Source organism: Azospirillum lipoferum, assembly GCF_024170005.1.
GTDB classification, from domain to species: Bacteria; Pseudomonadota; Alphaproteobacteria; order Azospirillales; family Azospirillaceae; genus Azospirillum; species Azospirillum lipoferum.
Genome location: NZ_JALJXJ010000005.1, coordinates 269,160 through 287,212, shown reverse-complemented (window position 1 = coordinate 287,212; position 18,053 = coordinate 269,160). Strand labels below are relative to the sequence as shown.

The 18,053-nt window shown below is 64.3% G+C and carries 14 protein-coding genes; 7 read left to right on the top strand and 7 right to left on the bottom strand.

Annotation, left to right across the window (positions count from 1 at the left end; all coding sequences use genetic code 11):
* Positions 1-10: 10 nt before the first annotated feature.
* Positions 11-1,318 (top strand): ABC transporter ATP-binding protein, encoded by a 1,308-nt coding sequence (locus tag J2848_RS13760; RefSeq protein ID WP_149231546.1) that lies wholly within the window; start codon positions 11-13, stop codon positions 1,316-1,318.
* 124 nt (positions 1,319-1,442) lie between these two features.
* Here J2848_RS13760 and J2848_RS13755 read toward each other — a convergent pair whose 3' ends face one another.
* Positions 1,443-2,360 (bottom strand): LysR family transcriptional regulator, encoded by a 918-nt coding sequence (locus tag J2848_RS13755; RefSeq protein WP_149231545.1) that lies wholly within the window; start codon positions 2,358-2,360, stop codon positions 1,443-1,445.
* Between the two features lie 124 nt (positions 2,361-2,484).
* Here J2848_RS13755 and J2848_RS13750 point away from each other — a divergent pair, with 124 nt between their 5' ends.
* From J2848_RS13750 to J2848_RS13730, 5 genes are all read left to right on the top strand, one after another.
* Positions 2,485-3,639: a DSD1 family PLP-dependent enzyme gene (locus J2848_RS13750; protein ID WP_211103126.1), complete on the top strand. Its 1,155-nt coding sequence runs from the start codon at positions 2,485-2,487 to the stop codon at positions 3,637-3,639.
* A gap of 1 nt (position 3,640) precedes the next feature.
* A complete protein-coding gene (locus tag J2848_RS13745; protein WP_149231543.1) occupies positions 3,641-4,081 on the top strand; it encodes a RidA family protein in 441 nt (146 codons plus the stop codon).
* 86 nt (positions 4,082-4,167) lie between these two features.
* On the top strand, positions 4,168-5,445 hold the full coding sequence (locus J2848_RS13740; RefSeq protein ID WP_149231542.1) for an NAD(P)/FAD-dependent oxidoreductase: 1,278 nt from the start codon (positions 4,168-4,170) through the stop codon (positions 5,443-5,445).
* Between the two features lie 69 nt (positions 5,446-5,514).
* The gene (locus tag J2848_RS13735; protein ID WP_149231541.1) at positions 5,515-6,951 is read left to right on the top strand and encodes an aldehyde dehydrogenase family protein; all 1,437 of its coding nucleotides are present in this window, start codon (positions 5,515-5,517) and stop codon (positions 6,949-6,951) included.
* A 666-nt stretch (positions 6,952-7,617) separates the two neighbouring features.
* A complete protein-coding gene (locus J2848_RS13730) occupies positions 7,618-11,190 on the top strand; it encodes an AAA family ATPase (protein WP_149231540.1) in 3,573 nt (1,190 codons plus the stop codon).
* Positions 11,191-11,209: 19 nt separating this feature from the next.
* On the opposite strand, the gene J2848_RS13725 is transcribed toward J2848_RS13730, so the two are convergent.
* Both J2848_RS13725 and J2848_RS13720 read right to left on the bottom strand, forming a co-directional pair.
* Entirely contained in the window at positions 11,210-12,304 is a 1,095-nt protein-coding gene (locus J2848_RS13725) for a glycosyltransferase family 2 protein (RefSeq protein ID WP_149231539.1), read from the bottom strand.
* Positions 12,305-12,319: 15 nt separating this feature from the next.
* Positions 12,320-13,273 carry a tyrosine-type recombinase/integrase gene (locus J2848_RS13720; RefSeq protein ID WP_149231538.1) on the bottom strand — a complete coding sequence of 318 codons (954 nt, stop codon included), beginning with the start codon at positions 13,271-13,273 and terminating at the stop codon, positions 12,320-12,322.
* Positions 13,274-13,700: 427 nt separating this feature from the next.
* Between J2848_RS13720 and J2848_RS13715 the strand changes: the two genes are divergently transcribed.
* Positions 13,701-13,922, top strand: a complete 222-nt coding sequence (locus J2848_RS13715; RefSeq protein WP_211103125.1) for a hypothetical protein — start codon at positions 13,701-13,703, stop codon at positions 13,920-13,922.
* Positions 13,923-13,952: 30 nt separating this feature from the next.
* Here the strand turns inward: J2848_RS13715 and J2848_RS13710 are convergent, their stop codons facing one another.
* Genes J2848_RS13710 through J2848_RS13695 form a run of 4 tightly spaced genes read right to left on the bottom strand, consistent with a single transcriptional unit; the run spans position 13,953 to position 18,051 of the window.
* On the bottom strand, positions 13,953-15,017 hold the full coding sequence (locus J2848_RS13710) for a malate/lactate/ureidoglycolate dehydrogenase (RefSeq protein WP_149231537.1): 1,065 nt from the start codon (positions 15,015-15,017) through the stop codon (positions 13,953-13,955).
* A complete protein-coding gene (locus J2848_RS13705; protein ID WP_246193868.1) occupies positions 15,014-16,294 on the bottom strand; it encodes a threonine synthase in 1,281 nt (426 codons plus the stop codon). Before J2848_RS13705 ends, J2848_RS13710 begins: the two co-directional genes overlap by 4 nt.
* On the bottom strand, positions 16,295-17,218 hold the full coding sequence (locus J2848_RS13700; RefSeq protein ID WP_149231536.1) for an ABC transporter permease: 924 nt from the start codon (positions 17,216-17,218) through the stop codon (positions 16,295-16,297).
* Positions 17,215-18,051: an ABC transporter ATP-binding protein gene (locus J2848_RS13695; RefSeq protein ID WP_149231535.1), complete on the bottom strand. Its 837-nt coding sequence runs from the start codon at positions 18,049-18,051 to the stop codon at positions 17,215-17,217. The genes J2848_RS13700 and J2848_RS13695 overlap by 4 nt, the downstream gene beginning before the upstream one ends.
* Positions 18,052-18,053 lie beyond the last annotated feature (2 nt).

The window sequence follows — 18,053 nt, the reverse complement described above, 5'->3', positions numbered from 1 at the left end:
GGACCCCGCAATGCTGAACACCCGCAACACCACCATCTTCGAGCTGAGCGGCGTCCGTCAGGCCTATGCCAAGCCGTCGGGGCAGGATTACGTCGTGCTCGACAATGTCGACCTGAGCTTGCGCGATGGCGAGATCGTGGGGCTGCTCGGCCGCTCCGGCTCCGGCAAGTCGACCCTGCTGCGCATCGTCGCCGGGCTGGTGAAGCCGACCGGCGGCTCCGTCCGCCACCATGGCGAGCCGGTCACCGGGGCCGCCGACGGGGTGGCGATGGTCTTCCAGACCTTCGCCCTCTTCCCCTGGCTGACCGTCTGGGAAAACGTCATGGCCGGCCTGAAGGCCAAGGGCGTTCCGGCCCGGGAGGCCGAGGCGCGGACCGAGGAGGCCATCGACCTGATCGGCCTGTCCGGCTTCGAATCCGCCTATCCCAAGGAGTTGTCCGGCGGCATGCGCCAGCGGGTCGGCTTCGCCCGCGCCCTGGTGGTCCATCCGGAAATCCTGCTGATGGACGAGCCCTTCTCGGCGCTGGACGTCCTGACGGCGGAGACGCTGCGCACCGACCTGCTCGACCTGTGGATGGAGCGGCGGCTGCCGATCAAGTCGATCCTGATGGTGACCCACAACATCGAGGAGGCGGTGCTGATGTGCGACCGCACCCTGGTCTTCTCCTCCAACCCCGGACGGGTGGCGGCGGAGATCCGCGTCGACATCCCCCACCCGCGCAACCGTCTGGACCCGCAGTTCCGCGCCATGGTGGACGACATCTATGGCCGGATGACCGCACGCAAGCCGCTGGTGGCGTCGCCGCCGGCGGCGAAGCAGCCGCCGGCCCATGCCGTGCCGCTGGAGCATGTGTCGACCAACCTGCTGGCCGGCCTGCTGGAGACGCTGGCCTCGCCGGCCTATCACGGCAAGGCCGACCTGCCCCATCTGGCAGCGGCCCTCCAGCACGAGATCGACGACCTGTTCCCGATCGCCGAGACGCTGCAGATGCTGGGTCTGGCGGAGGTGGCGGAGGGCGACATCCATCTGACCGAACCCGGCCGGCTGTTCGCCGAATCCGGCCTGGAAGACCGCAAGCGGCTGTTCGCGGAACATCTGATCCGCTACGTGCCGCTGGCCGCCCACATCCACGGCCTGCTGAAGGAGTCGGCGACGCAGCGCGTGCCGAGCAGCCGCATCCGGACCGAACTGATCCCCTTCATGAGCGGGGGCTATGCCGAGGAGACGCTGAAGGCGGTCACCAGCTGGGCCCGCTATGCCGAGCTGTTCACCTACGACGACGAATCGGAGACCTTCGCGTTCGAGGATGCGGACTGATACCAACGGCTTTCCGTGGCGCTCGGCTCCATCCTGGCGAGCGGGGCGATCACGGTGGGCAAGTCCGGGTCGGGCTGTCCACCGGCAGCCTCGGATGGCGATGCAGGCGCAGGAGAAATGGTGGTCAGCGCTGATCGGGCTGGCGCCAGGGAAGCGGGGTCAAAGCATCACGCATCATCTCCAGAAACACCGTGGCCCTCCGGCTGCGGCCATGCCGTGCGTTCAACAGCGCGACGACATCCGCAGCCGGACAAGCCCAGCCCGGCAGGATCCGAGCCAATCGGCCCGCAGCGAGATCACCGGCCACATCCCACTCCGACCGGACGATGATGCCCAACCCTGCAATCCCCCAGGCACGCAGGATCGTCCCATCGTTGGTCGACATCGCAGGCTTGATGCGGACGGTCGTGGCACCGTGCTTCGGATGCGAAAAACGCCACAGCGTCACGTCCTCGTCGTTCTCCCGCAGGGCGAGGCAACGGTGATGCCGGAGGTCTTCCGGACTTTCGATGGGCGGATGCCCTTCAAGATAGGCCGGAGAGGCGCAGGCCACCCGTCCGTTCGGCGCGAGCGTCGTAACCAGCCGTTCGGCGGAATTGAGGGCGCCGATGTGGATCACGATGTCCCAGCTGTCGGAGGTCAGCACATTGGGATGGTCCGACAACTCCAGGGTAACGGTGGCCTCCGGATGCCGGCGCGCGAATTCCGCGGCGACCGGCGCGACATGGTCCCGCCCAAATCCATAAGGCGCCGCGACCCTCAGCCTGCCCCTGACCCGCGTCGTCCGCCGGCCGAGCGATTCCGCCAGCCCCTCTATCGCTTCGATGATCGCGGCCCCTTCGGCGACCAGCAATTCTCCCTCGTCGGTGAGGGCCAGGCCACGGGTCGTCCGATCCATCAGGCGGACGCCGACGCGCCGTTCGAGCGCCTTCAGCCGCTGCGTGATTGCCGGCGGCGTGACGTTGAGCTTCCGCGCGGCGTCTGCAAGCGAGGAGGAGCTGGAAACGACGTCGAAAAAGACAAGGTCATCGCTCGTCAGCATTAAGGTCTATCTGAATGAGGCCTTCATATACCGTTAATTGCATACTACCTGATGCCGGTTAGAATGCAAGGACCGTCCGGGCTGTGAGCCGTGGAACGGAACCTAGCCCTTGCTGGATGAAACGATGCGAAGCGTCTCCAAAGCCCAGAGCCTCAAAGACATCGGCACGCCCTGCCTCCTTCTCGACCGGGACCGCATGGACCGCAACGTCGGTCGACTTCGTGAGCGGCTTGACCGGCTGGGTGTGGCGCTGAGGCCGCATTTGAAGACGGCGAAATCCGTCGATGCCGCGCAGCGGGTGATGACCTCCCCCTCCGGTCCCGCGACGGTCTCCACCCTGAAGGAGGCCGAGCAATTCGCCCGCGCCGGCGTCACGGATCTGATCTATGCGGTCGGCGTTTCTCCGGACAAGATCGACCGTATTCTGGCGTTGCGGGCCGACGGCGTCGATCTGGCCGTCACGCTCGATACCGTGGAACAAGCGTGGGTCGTTGCCGAGGCATCCCGCCGGACCGGCGATCCGATCCCCGCCCTCATCGAGATCGACTGCGACGGTCACCGCTCCGGCGTTCTGCCAGGCGACGCAGCGAAGCTCGTCGGGATCGCCCGGGCGCTGGAGGAGGGCGGCCGCCTGCGCGGCGTCCTGACCCATGCGGGGGCAAGCTACGGTGCCGTCGGTGACGCAGCATTGCGCGCCTGTGCCGAGGTCGAGCGCGCCAGCGCGGTGCAAGCCGCCACCCTGCTGCGCGATGCCGGCTTCGCCTGCCCGGTGGTCAGCGTGGGCTCGACGCCCACCGCCCATTTCGCGGAAACGCTGGACGGGGTGACGGAGGTGCGCGCCGGGGTCTTCGTCTTCTTCGACCTTGTCATGGCGGGCATCGGCGTCTGCGCGATCGACGACGTCGCGCTTTCCGTGCTCGCGACGGTGATCGGCCATCAGCGGGAGAAGGGCTGGATCCTGGTCGATGCCGGCTGGATGGCCATGTCCCGCGATCGGGGAACCGCCAAACAGAAGATCGACCAGGGCTACGGCCTCGTCTGCGACATCGACGGAAAGCCCTTCGGCGACCTGATCCTGTCCGATGCCAACCAGGAACACGGAATCGTCACCGTGCGACCGGGGTCGAATGCCCGGCTGCCCGATCTGCCGATCGGCACGCGCGTGCGCATCCTCCCCAACCACGCCTGCGCCACGGGTGCACAGCATGGAGCCTACCAGGTGGTGCGGAGCGGCAGCGACGCAATCGAAGCCGTCTGGCCCCGTTTCGGTGGGTGGTGACATGACGGACTCGAAAGCACAGGGACTGGACGTAGCCCCCATATCCACCGACGGCGTGGCACCGGCCGGAGGTCATTATTCCCAGGGCGTCCGGCATGGCGACCTGATCTATGTTTCGGGCCAGTTGCCCATCGCGCCCGACGGCACGCACCATGCGGCCGCCGACTTCGACCGGCAGGCCCGGCTGGCGATCAGGAACATGATCGCGGTGGTGGAGGCCGCCGGCGGCACGACCGCGACCCTGCTAAAGGTGACCGTCTATCTGGTGGGCATCGCGAACTGGCCGCGCTTCAACGCGATCTACGCGGAGATGCTGGGGGACGCACGGCCGGCGCGATCGGTCGTGCCGGTGCCTGAACTCCATTACGGCTATCTGGTGGAGATCGACGCCGTCGCGGTTAGCAGCGGGACCAGCCCCCCATCCGCCGGGTCGAGTGTCTGAAGGAGTTGGAAGCACGCGCCCTCCGGTATCCGGACCGGGCCGCATCTATGGCCTTGCCGGCCAGTTCTTCGGTTGAGGCGAATACGATGAAACTGACACCTTATTGGCTCGACACCGCGCCCAAATTCCTCGGTTCCGACCGGGGCCCCGTCGAAGGCGACCATGACGTGGCGGTCGTCGGCGGCGGCTTCACCGGATTGTCCGCCGCACTCGCCCTGGCGAAGAAGGGGGCGCGGGTCGTTCTGCTGGAAGCCGGGCAGTTGGGTGGAAGCGCGTCCGGGCGCAACGGCGGCATGTGCAACAACGGTTTCGCCGGTGATTATGCCGGGATGGTCGGCCGGCTGGGCGCCGACGCCACCAAGCGCCTCTACCTGAGCTACGACGCCGCGGTCGACACCGTCGAGCGCATCGTCAGCGAGGAAGGCATCGATTGCGATTTCAAGCGCGTCGGCAAGCTGAAGGTGGCGGCGAAGCCCGCGCATTACGACAAGCTCGCGCGCTCGCAGGAGCTGATGGCGCGTGGCGCCGACCCGGACAGCTATATGGTTTCCAGGCAGGACCTCAAGGGTGAACTGGGCAGCGACCGCTATTTCGGCGGCCTGGTCTTCCCAAAGAGTGCCGCCATGCACATGGGCAAGTTCGCCCATGGCCTGGCGACAGCCGCCGGACGCCAGGGAGTCCGGCTGCATGAGAACACGCCGGTCATCGCCATGCAGCGGCTGAGCGGCTACGCGCATCGCCTCTCCACACCCGCCGGTTCGGTCACCGCCAAGCAGGTCCTTCTGGCGACCGGCACCTCGGCGATCGGCCCCCTCTCCTATTTCCGCCGCCGCATCGTGCCGGTCGGCGCCTTTCTGATCGCAACGGAGCCCCTGTCGCCCGCCCGCCTGGACGCCCTGCTGCCGCATCGCCGCAACGTGACGGACACCAGGAACTTCGTCTGCTATTTCCGCATCACGCCGGACAACCGGCTGCTGTTCGGCGGCCGGGCGCGCTTCGCCAAATCCAATGCCCGATCGGACGTCAAAAGCGGCACCATTCTCCGGCGCTCGATGCTCGAGATCTTTCCCGATCTGGCCGATACGAGGATCGATTACTGCTGGGGCGGCATGGTGGACATGACGGCGGACCGCCTGCCGCGGGCCGGCGAACGGAACGGCCTGTTCTATTCCATGGGCTACAGCGGCCACGGCACGCAGATGTCGACCCATATGGGCCGGATCATGGCCGAGGTCATGGACGGCAACACCGCCGCCAATCCATTGCGCGATTTCGACTGGCCGGCCATTCCGGGCCATTTCGGTCCCACCTGGTTCCTGCCCTTCGTCGGCGCCTATTACAAGCTGCAGGACATTCTGCACTGAGAGCCGGCTGCACTGAAAGCCGACCCGGGAACCGGATCGGTCCGCGACGGTCGCAAGAGGAGAGCGAGGATGGATCTGGAGGAAGCGCGGCACTTCTACATCGGCGGCCGATGGGTCGCTCCCTCCTCCGGCGCGACGGTGGCTGTGGTCGATCCGGCCACCGAAACGGTGATCGGCTCCATCGCGGCGGGCACGGCCGAGGATGTCGACAAGGCCGTTGCTGCGGCAAGCAAGGCTTTCGCTACATTCCCGGCGACCCCGGTGGAGGAGCGGCGAGCCCTGCTGCAGCGGATCGCGGGGTTGATGGAGTCGCGCGCCGAGGAACTGGCCTTCGCCATGACGGCAGAAATGGGAACCGCCATCGGCTTCGCCCGCAGCTCGCAGGTGCCGCTGGCCATCGCACACCTGCGGGCGATGGCCGAGGTCTTGGACGGTTATGATTTCCTCGTCCGGAAAGGGACGACGGCGATCGTCCGCGAACCGATCGGCGTCTGCGGCCTGATCACGCCCTGGAACTGGCCGCTCTATCAGATCACCGCCAAGCTGGCGCCAGCACTCGCCGCCGGCTGCACCGTCGTGCTGAAGCCCAGCGAACTCTCGCCGCTGAGCGCTCTGCTGTTCGCCCAAATCATGCACGATGCCGGGACGCCGCCGGGCGTCTTCAATCTGGTCAACGGCACCGGCGAGGAGGTGGGTGCGGCCATCGCCGCCCATCCCGGCATCGACATGGTCTCCATCACCGGATCAGTGCGGGCCGGGGTGCTGGTGGCGCAGGCCGCCGCCGTCACGGTCAAGCGCGTCGTTCAGGAATTGGGCGGCAAGTCACCCAACATCCTGCTACCGGACGCGGATTTCACAAGGGTTGTGCCTCTGGGCATCACCTCGGCCTTCCGCAATGTCGGACAATCCTGCAGCGCCCCCACACGGATGATCGTACCGGCCGGCCGGCTGGCCGAGGTGGAGGCACTGGCCGGGAGCCATGCCGGTACGCTCGTCGTCGGCGACCCGCGAAACCCGCGGACCACTCTGGGTCCGATCGCGAACAAGGCACAGTTCGACCGCGTGCAGCGGATGATCGCGGTCGGCCTCGCGGAAGGCGCCAAGCTGCTCTGTGGGGGGCGGGGCAAGCCTGCGGGACTAGATGCCGGCTATTTCGTGCGGCCCACCATCTTTTCCGACGTGACCAGCGGTATGCGGATCGCGCAGGAGGAGATTTTCGGTCCGGTCCTCTGCATCATTCCCTATGAGACCGAGGAGGAGGCCGTGGCGATCGCCAACGACACGGTGTTCGGGCTGGGTGGCCATGTCCAGTCGTCCGACCTGGACCACGCCCGGCGGGTCGCACGGCAAATCCGGTCCGGACAGGTCCACATCAATCATCCCGCCTGGGATGCCCATGCCCCCTTCGGCGGCTACAAGCAATCCGGCAATGGACGCGAGTACGGCGCCTTCGGGCTGGAGGAGTGTCTCGAAACCAAAGCCATCCTTGGCTATTACCCCTCGTGAACGGGCTTGTCCGCAAGCTCCCGCATTCATGTCACGAACCTTCGAACGCCTAATTGTCACGACATCGAGATTCCGCATATCGGAGCGCTGCCGGCCGTCGTTGGTCTCCAACATCCTGGCGATTGTGCTGCATTGACCGGCTCGACACCCAGGTCGACCATGTCGCGCAGGGTCGGAGGCTTGGGCGGCGACGGAAAGTGCTGGCCTATGCCCGCCTTCCTCACAAGCGGCGGGCCGGCCGCACGGTGGCGCCGGCCGGACAGACCGAGAAAGCGGCCAGCTTCGGGCGTGCACAGAAACCAGAGCGGCTGACCACCGGTTGGATCGGACATGCGTGAGCCTCCGTGATCGGAAGCGCACCGCCGGGAGGAACGGCGCGCATTGGCCGAAGGCTCGCGAAAAGGAAGAAGCGCCGGAGAGGGGAAAGACTGACGGGGATCACAGCCCCCGGGTCCTGCCGAATTTTCACAGGCACAAAGGAGATATCGGACATCTTTGAAGATAAACCAAGGCAGTTTGGCTACGCTCCGCATTTACATACTATAGTATGTTCTTAGAAAAATTGACTCCTGGCAGATTCTTTTGGAGTATAACTTTATTCGTGTCGCTCACCCCGCGAAGCGGCATGGATCTAGTCCAACCAGCTTATTTGGATAACTAATAATTATGGTGACCCTCGATCTGTCACTCTCCGAAGCCGTCTGGCAGTTTTTTTGCCGGAGTGACGGGAAGAGGGACGGCGATACGTTCGAGGAACTCGTGGAGATCATTCTCAACCGACGGATCGGGGTGCCGTGGCTTGACGGCACCCTGGAGAGTTGGGAGCGGACGCCGAGATCACACGATCAATCCCGCGACTTCATCCTGCAGAGGCTGGACGGCGAAGCCTGGGCGGAATGCAAGAACTACAAAAACTCGCCGTCCCGACACATTGTCAGCGCGACCTTGGCGATGGCAACGGTAAAACGCATCCGGACCATCCTCCTGTTCTCGCCGGAACCGTTCAACCGGCCAGCGCTCGCCTTCTTCTCTTCGTTTCAGGAAGTAAACGACATCAACATTCACGCCTATCACGGCGACACTCTTCTTTGGCTGGTGGCGGACAACGCCGAGCTGATCCAAGCACGGTTTCCCGATGTGTCCGGGCTGCTGCAACGCGAGCGGGCGCGTTTGCCAGTGCCGCAGAGGATCAACGTGGCTGTACGTGTGTCGAAGGACATCGACGATGACGAGAGGCTCGGCCGCAACCCGGAACCGCTGGGCGCGGGAGGTGTTCCCCTCCTGCCGCAAGGCCGATGCGTGGAAATCTATCAGGGGCAATTGGTTGCGCTGGATGTATACATCACCAACCATGACCCGTTGAATGACACGACCGGCAAACTTGAGATCATCATGCCCGAACGGTCGACCCTTACCCTGCTCAGTTCAGCCCAAGGGGCGGCCGCCAACGGCAGCCGGATCGACGTCAAACGCGCCGGCTTCAAATGGGTGAGGTACCTGCTCCGTGCCAGCGCCGGACGCGTGAACGGGCAGTTGCCAAAGATTACGTTTACCGCCGACACGGCCTATGAATCCGCAACCTTCGACACGTTGGTGATCACGCAGCGAATGGCTGCCGTATTCGTCGGCGGCGAACGGACCGCGATGAAGCGTGCGGCTGCCATTCTGTCCGGCGCACGCAACCGCACGGTCTTTCTCGTCGTGCACGGCAAGAGCGGTGTCGGCAAGACCCGCCAGCTCCAAGAGATGCGTGAGCCGTTCATCAGCACGGGACGGCTCGTCCATGCCATCGACTGCGAGGAGGCGGGGATCCGGAGTTTCCGGCATTTTGCGCGCCTCATATTTCGCAAGATCACGCCAGTGTATGTGCAAGAACATCCCCAAACCCTTTGCGAGGTTTCCGTCCCGAATTCCCGGTTCGCCATGGGGCGGGCGCAATGTCTCGCCGAATTGCTGGACGCGGAGGATGGTGAGGAGCCGGACATCGAGGAAATGGCCGATCTGTTCGAAGCCGTTCTTTCGGTCATCCGCCGTCCGCGCGCGTTCATGATCGACAACCTTCAGAGCCTGCCGCAATCCGGGATCAACTTTCTGCGTGCGCTGGACGAACGCGACATACGCAGCGCCGTGGCACCGCTGTTCGCTGTCACCGTCAACGAAGAGCAGGCCGGCCAGGGAAGCGCCAGCCGGGCCTTCCTGAACGACATGCTGACGCGCGGCGTGATCTGGTCGGATCGGAGCGGCGAGACTCCCCGCTATGTGACATTTCCCCTGACCGATTTCACGGCCGGCGAGATCGAGTGGTTCATCAACGATCATTTCGCCGTCAAGCACGGCAAACCCTTTTCCATGCGGTACCCGAACCTAATGCGCGAGTTGACCCGCGACGTGGTCAAGCGTCCCTTGTTCATCGAACAGTTCTTGAACTACCTGAGCGACATCGATGCCATCAAGTGGGACGGCGAGACGGGCCTGATGACCGTCGTCGACGAGGAGCGGCTCCAGGAGGCCATCCAGCGCGCCTACATCGGAACCAGTCTGGAACAGCTCTTAACCAAACGCTGGACGCTCATCTCCGCCGGGATGAAGCCTGGAGAGCGGGCCAATTTCCGTCTCTTCGCCCTGCTGGGGAGCATCGATCTCGATCATCTTCGGGATTTCAACATATCCTCGGGCCAGAAAGCCGACTGGGTGCTGCGCGGTCTCGCCCGGGTCGATGATGGCCGCTTGTGGTTCTACCACGGACAACTGCGCCGCTTCTTCTTCGACCTGTTCCAGTTTTCCGAAAGCGACATCAAAGAAAACGTCTCGTGTTTCAAGCGCGTCGTCACGCGTTCCGACGCCGCCGGCTTGGCCACACACTATCCTCTGGCGTACTTCACCGCCAAAGCGTCGCTGAAGCCCCTCACCCTCAACGACCGGCGGGCGGTCGTTCCGCAGGTTCGCAACGACGGACCGGATCATGGGCTGGCGCTGTTTCTGCGGCGCGTGTTCAAGAGTACCCTGGCAGCGTTGCAGGCCGGACCGGTTCTCGGGGAGGACATCGACCTCCTGCGGTGGACGGCCGAGCGCACACGGCACGACGTCCGCTACGACGTGGGCATCGCCCGGTACGACGAAGGGCGGGGGTGCCTGTCGGAGCTGATCGGGCGATGCGACGATCCGGCGGCCCACGCGGCCTTTGTCTGCTTCGCCATTGCAAACGCCAACTCCTACTTCACCGGGCACAGGGACCGCGAAGCGCTGCTGGTGCTGGACGAGGCCCAACAGCATGTCCGGCAGCATCCGCAGACATTCCCGAATTCGCTCCTCAGCCATCTGGCCGACCGGCGATGCGTTGCTCTTAAATCGCTGGACCGGTTGCCGGAGGCCGGCCGAGCCGGCCGGGAAGCGTTGCGGCTCGCCAAGCGGTCCGATGATACCGAACGTGCCGCGCGTCTGGTGTTTGCCTACATCGACATCGGCAACATCTTCCAGAACGGTCGAGCGCTGATTCCTTCAGCCACTTTCACCACCGATGGGAAGTCGCGGGTAAAGAACGCCCTGTATTACTGGGCAAAGGCACGGGAGGTTTTCCTGCGAAACCCGAAGTCGGCCGCCTATGATGCCGACACCGGGCCGATGGTCGAGCTCTATCATATCCAGTCCAGACTGTTGACTCAGGATCTGAATGGGCTTGCGGACCAGATGGACGAGCAGATCCGCGAATGCCGAAGACGGAATCGCGCCTTTTTCGGTGTGAAGCACCTGCTTTTGAAGTGCATTGCCTCTCTGCTGCATCCGACGCTGTTCTCCGCGGGCTCACCGCCGGTCGACCTTGCACTTGAGACGGTGCAATGGGCCATTGGCCACGACGTCCGGCGGTACATCTGGATGGCCCGCTACATGGAGGCCAAAGTATTCCTTGCGTCGGGGCAACATGACAACGCCCGTAAATCGTTCCTGACGGCTGCCAAGGCGTTGCGTGGCGTTGCGACGCACCAGGGCATCGAGGAGTATCACTATCACTTCTACGATGACTTGGTCTTGGCCTCCAGAAGCTTTGGCTGGAACATTTTCGGCGATATTCTCGATCTGTTGCGGAGCCCGACGCTGCAGCAACGGATCCGCAGTGTGCGCGACCTGGACGAACCGGGTTTTGCCCGCCTGACCGCGTCCTACACGGCAACGGCCAGGTTTCATGTCGGCGACGACAGCCCCTACCCCAGCCTGCGCAACCGCAACCTGCCGTCCCCGTGACGCGCCGGCGCATTGATTTTCAATTCCGATCCACGAGATTGAGCATCTCGATGTTGGCGTTCCGGTCGACGACGATATCCCCGCTGTGCCGACGCAGGCGTTTCCACAGCGCGTTGCCCTGGAGCGCAATGAAACGGTCGACGAAATAGATGATCGGATTCTGTGTTTCCAGGAGCCCCCCATCAAGCTGCGTTATGAGTTCGATGGCCTTTTCATCGCGTTCCTTTGCCGGAACCTCACAAGGCGAGATAATTGGCAGGACTTGTCCCACCACCTCGCGGTGCCAATCGCGGTCAGCGACACTGGACAAGTCGACCCACAAGTATCGGTTATCAAGATCGGTCCTGCCGGCCAGAAACCTGTAGCTTTCCTGATAGTATTTTTCCATATCGACCGACATGCGGTGCGCGTTCTTGGCAACGTACCAGCCCTTCACGTCGGCACGATAGGGCGACCTGTTCGTCTGCGCGGAATCACCGCGATGGTAGGCCATGGCATCGGCGGCAATCCAGCATTCCAGCCCGGCCTCATTGACCCTGAGGCACAGATCCGTGTCCTGATAGAAGTTGTAAAGCTCTGTGTCCATGCCACCGACGCGTTCGAACACGTCTCGGGATATCATCATGCATGCCGAGCAGGCCATTTGAACGCGCCTGTCGACACAGGTCAGCGGATGATCGATCCGGCGATCTTTGAAGGGGTGCGCATTGTTGTATTTTGTCAGCCCCATGCCGTAATCGGTGACCCGATCGCTGTTGGGATCGATAAGCTTGCAACTCGTCAGCCCGATTTTTCGTGAAGAGTTATGAAGTTTGTACAGGGCCTCAAGCCAGTGTTTTTTTAGGAATGTATCGGAATCGCAAAATACCAGGAAATCGCCCTTTGCCCTTTTCACGCCAAGATTGATGGCTTTGGAATATCCCAGATTGGCGCACTCCCGTTCAACCCTGATCCGTGGATGCTTTATCTCAAAATCGATCTGTCGCGAATCCGCGTTATTAAGGACAACGATGATTTCAACTTCATCAGGGGTGGTTACAGTCAGGGTGGAGAGGCAGATATCCAGCAACCTTTTGTTGCTATGGAATGGCACGATGATGGAGATGTTTTTCATGATAATTATTAGTTATCATTTCCCCTTCATGCGTTTGGCTGCCGATGCGATCGCCGCCTTCAGGCTCGCGTCCGTCACCGTTGTGTACAATTCCGTCGTCGAAACGCTCTGGTGGCCCAGCAGACGTTGGACAAAGCGCAGATCAACGCCGTTCTCCAGCAACCGGGTCGCCGCGGTGTGCCGGAGCATGTGCGGAGTGATGCGCCGTGGCAGATCGGCTTCCGTTGCCGCCTTGCGTACGAGATTGCGTATGTGCTGGGTGGAAGCCGGACCGCCTTGGACCGTTATGATGAAATGGTCATGCGACTTCCGCCGCCCATCGGTCACCGTGCGATAGGCCGCCACCAGCGTTGCCGTCTCGTCGTCGGGAAGGAACACGCGGCGCTGACGGCTGCCTTTGCCCAGAATCGTTATCACCCGCTCGGTCAAATCGATGTCTTCGAGACGGATGCTGGCCAGTTCGCCAACCCGCATTCCCGTGTCCAACAGTACCTCCAGCACCACCAGCGTCGTGAAGGCGTCGAAATCCGTGCGGCGGGCGACACGTAGTGCTTTGGCTTCCGTGATCCGTCCGGACAAGCCGACACGCTGCAAGGCCATGCGGCGCAGACGGCGCACCTCGTCGTCGGACAGGTTGCGCGGCAAACGTCTGGGGAGTCGGATACGCGCATCCAGCCGGTGAAACGGGCTGACCGGGATTGCCTCATCCAGTTCCAGCCAGCGGAACATCACCTTCAGACAAGCCAGCCGCCGCTTGACGCTGGTTTCCTTCAGTTTCCGTGCTTCAAACAAGTGGCTCAGATAGCGCCGCAACAGCGGCCTGTCGATGGCGCTAACCGGCGTACCGACACCGACAAATCGCTCGAACTCTGACAGATCGATGGTGTAGGCACGAAGGGTGTGAGGGGAGAGATTCTTCGCAACCCGGCAGTGGGTCAGGAAGTCAGCGCAGGCGAGAGCCACATCCATCCAGACTTACCCGACGCCAGAGAGCCAGACATACATGCCACCGATCACCTGCGATCGTAGCCGCACATGCTGAGATAGCGATGGGTCTAAAAAGCAATAGACATCATGGCAAGCATTAACCTCCTCGCCAGATCATTTTACCCGTCACGCCGCCGGTCAGGAGCGATTATGAAAGCGGTGGAGGTATTGTTTCACTGACTACACTCTCCCAAGGATTTTCTAGTCTGCCTTCTGGAATCTGAGGTATAGGTCCCGCGAAGCTTTACAGAACTCCCTCAAGCGTGGAACTCCCTGTCAACCCGGCTGATTCGCAACGGGGCGCGGACGGATCGACATCCCTCGGAATCGCCTGGAGCGTGAATGACACGGAAAACCAAAAGATTGGAGTCTGTCTGGTGCTTCAATAAGCACCAGACAGACTCTCGTCGTGATCGGCCCGGCCCTGCCGCCGGTCGGGGCCGGCGGGTTGGTCGCGCTGTCCACCTGCGCCAAAGGTCGGCGGACCCTGGTCAAATCGGCGGCGTGCCAATCCGCGACTCCTAATCTGGCGAATTTTCCGCCCGGCCACATGGGGCACCCCACCGAGGACATCAGCATGGCCGTCATGTTCCTGGAGGATGGCATTCTGCGGAACCGCATCACCGCCTGACGGGTGAGGCGGGAATAGCCGCCGGCACCCTCACCCCGCCAGCAGCGCGTTCACGTCCAGCCCGAGCCTGCTGCCGATACGGTACAACGCGGCGATGGTGTCGGGGTCGAGTGCGATGCCGCGCTCCATGGCGGCCATGCGGTGCAGTGCCTCCGGTTCGCCGGGGATGCTGACGCCGTCGCTGCCCGGGGCGGCCGGCGTGTCGGCGACATGGTCGAGGACGGCGTCGGTCAGGGTCTGCCATTCCGGGCCGGCTACCCGGTTGGGGTCGATGACGAAGGCCAGCGCGTTGTTCACCACCCGCCCCGGCCGCAGGCTTTCCGGCAGGGCGGGCAGGCCGCCGGCCAGGGCGCCCGCCAGGATCTCGCAGGCCAGTGCCAAGCCATAACCCTTATGGCCACCGAAGGGCAGGATGGCGCCGGTCGGCTCGGTGAACATCACGCCGGGATCACGGGTCGGCCGTCCTTCCGGATCCAGCAGCAGGCCGTCCTCCACCTCCTTGCCCAGCGAGGCGGCGACCCGGCATTTGTTGGCGGCGATGGCGCTGGTGGCGAAATCCAGCAGGAAAGGCGCATAGCCCGGCGTTCCGGGCACGGCGATGCAGACGGGGTTGGTGCCCAGACGCGGCCGTCCGCCACCATGGGGAGCCGCCAGCGGCCGGCTGACCACATTGACGAAGAACAGGCCGATCAGTCCGGCGGTGATGCATTGCTCGCCATAGGATCCGACCCGGCCGATATGGTGGGCGTTGCGCAGGGCGAGGATGCAGGCGCCGCCGGCTCTGGCGCGTTCGATGGCGAGGTCGGTCGCCTCCCGCGCGATCACCTGCCCATAGCCGACATCACCGTCCACCACCAGGAAAGGCGCCTCGTCGCGGACGATGCGGGCATGGCGGTTGGGCTGGAGATGGCCCAGCTCCAGGCTGCGGGCATAGACGGCGATCTGGCAGACGCCGTGGCTGGCATGGCCGCGCGCGTCGGCCTCCACCAGATTGGCGGCGACGATGGCCGCCTCCTCCGCCGAGCTGCCGCTGCGGCGGAGGATGGCGTCGAGCGCTGCGACCAGCCGGTCCGGTCGGTAGCGGACCTCGCTCATCGACTGCTTTCCTGAAAAAGCGAATAGTCGATGGGCTTGTTGCGGTCGAGCGTGCGGTGCACCGGCGGCAGCGGGTATTTCAGGCCGGTGGCGCAGTTGAACAGCACCGCCCGCTCCTCCTTGCCGACCCGGCCGTCGGCCAGTGCCTGGCGGTAGGCGGCGTAGGTCGCGGCCCCTTCGGGGCAGAGCAGGAAGCCTTCCTCCCGCGCCACCTCGTTCAGGGCGGCCTGGATGGCGTCGTCGGGCACGGCGATGGCGAAGCCGCCGCTCTCGCGCACGGCGCGCAGGATCAGGAAGTCGCCGACGGCCTGGGGAACGCGGATGCCGGATGCGACTGTGTGGGCATCCTCCCAGCGCGGGGCATGCTCCTCTCCCTGTTCCCAGGCCCGGACCATCGGGGCGCAGCCGGCGGCTTGCACCGCCACCATGCGCGGGCGTTTCGATCCGATGAAGCCGATGGCCTCCAGCTCGTCGAAGGCCTTCCACATGCCGATCAGGCCGGTGCCGCCGCCGGTGGGATAGAAGATGACGTCCGGCACCTCCCAGCCCAGCTGTTCGGCCAGCTCCAGGCCCATGGTCTTCTTGCCCTCGATCCGGTAGGGCTCCTTCAGGGTGGAGACGTCGAACCAGCCGACCTTGGCCTTGCCCTCGCCGACGATCCTGCCGCAATCGTCGATCAGACCGTTGACGCGGTAGACGGTTGCGCCCTGCAGCTCGATCTCCGACACGTTCACCTCCGGCGTGTCGGCCGGGCAGAAGATGGTGGTGCGGATGCCGGCGCGGGTGGCGTAGGCGGCCAGCGCCGCCCCGGCATTGCCGTTGGTCGGCATTGCCATGTGCTTGATGCCGAAGGACTTCGCCATCGACACCGCCATCACCAGACCGCGCGCCTTGAAGGAGCCGGTGGGCAGCCGCCCCTCGTCCTTCACCAGCAGTTCCGCCGTGCCCAGCCGCTTCGCCAGCCGGTTCAGCGGCACCAGCGGGGTCACCGCCTCGCCCAGGCTGACGATGTCCTCCACCCGGCGGACAGGCAGAAGCTCACGGTAGCGCCATAGATCCTGCGGGCGCTCGGACAACGCACCCTTCTTCAGTGCCTGCCTCACGCCGTTCAGATCGTAGCGGACCAGCAGCGGCTTGCCGGCGCGCGACAGGTTGTGGACGGTGTCGGCCTCGTACCGTTCGCCGGTATAGGCGCATTCCAGATGGGTGACGAAGGTCGGGCGCTCGACCGTCAGGTTGGAATCGAAGCGCACCGGATTGATGTCTTGGAAAGCCATTTAGCGGACCATGCCCCATTTGCGGACCGTGTGGACCTCGATCCAGCGGAAGACGACATTTTCGACCAGCAGGCCGATCAGGATGACGGTGACGAGGCCGGCGAAGACCTTGTCGATGTAGAGTTCGTTGCGGTTCTGGAAGATGAACCAGCCCAGCCCGCCCTTGCCGGACGACACGCCGAAGACCAGCTCCGCCGCGATCAGCGTGCGCCAGGCGAAGGCCCAGCCGACCTTCAGCCCGGTCAGGATCGCCGGGAAGGCGGCGGGGATCAGCAGCGTGACGACGTAGCGCAGGTTGCCCAGCCCGTAATTCCGCCCGGCCATGCGCAGCGTTTCCGAGACGGAGGTGAAGCCGGCATGGGTGTTCAGCGCCAGCGGCCACAATACGGCATGGACCAGCACGAAGATCAGGCTGACCTCGCCCAGCCCGAACCACAGCATGGCGATCGGCAGCAGGGCGATGGCCGGCAGCGGGTTGAACATGGAGGTCAGGGTCGACAGCAGGTCGTTGCCGATACGGGTGGAGACGGCGACGGTGGTCAGCAGCACGGCGAGCACCACCGCCACCGCATAGCCCTTCAGCAGCACCGACAGCGAGGTCCAGGCCATCGACAGCAGGCCGTCGCGCCGGATGCCGTCCCACAATGCCGCCATAGTGTCGGTGAAGGTCGGGAACATCAGCGGGTTGTTCTGCCAGACCGCCGCCGCCTGCCACAGCGCCGCGACCGCGGCCAGAACCAACAGCCGGCGCAGCGCCGTGACGTTGCTCAGCCGCTCCCACGGGGACAGCGGGCGGGCGACGTCGCCGATGGGGCCGGTCGCGGTGACGGTGCGTTCATATTCCGGACGCAGCGGCGGCTCGCGCCTGCCACCGGAGAAGCCGCCGCGCGGAAGAGGGCGCGGGGAGAAGGACAGGTCGGTCATGCGCTTGGTCCTTTTCCGCTACCTTCGACATCCTCGGCGAACAGCATGGTGTGGATGCGGTTGGCCAGCGCCTGGAACTCCGCGCCGCCGACCGCGCCGTGATCGTAGCCGTCGCAGTTGATCTCCGCCTTCACCTGTCCGGGATGGGGCGACAGCACCAGGATGCGCGAGCCGACGACCAGCGCCTCCTCGATGGAGTGGGTGACGAACAGCACGGTGAAGCGCAGGTCGTCCCACAGTTGCAGCAGTTCCTCCTGCATCTTGCGGCGGGTCAGCGCGTCGAGGGCGGCGAAGGGCTCGTCCATCAGCAGGATGTCGGGTTCCATCGCCATGGCGCGGGCGATGGCGACGCGCTGCTTCATGCCGCCCGACAGCATGTGCGGGTGGACGTCGGCGAACTTGGTCAGGTTCACCCGCGCAATGCAGTCGAGCGCCTTTTCCTCCGCCTCGCGCCGTCTGGCCTTGCCGCTGGCGAGCAGGGGAAACATGACGTTCTCCTTGACCGTCTTCCAGGGCGGAAGCTGGTCGAACTCCTGGAAGACCATCATGCGGTCGGGACCGGGCCTGGTCACGGTGTGGCCGTTCAGGCGGATGGCGCCCTCGACCGGCTGGAGGAAGCCGCCGACCGCCTTCAGCAGGGAGGATTTGCCGCAGCCCGACGGTCCCAGCAGGACATAGCGCTCGGCCTGGAACACTTGGAAATCGACGCGGTAGGTCGCGGTGACGAGGTGCCGGCGCGTCTTGTATTGCAGGGTGACGCCGGAGACGTCCAGCAGGGAGCGTTCGGACAGGCCGTCGCTGTCGATGCTGTGCGGGTAGGTCAGCGCGTTCATCG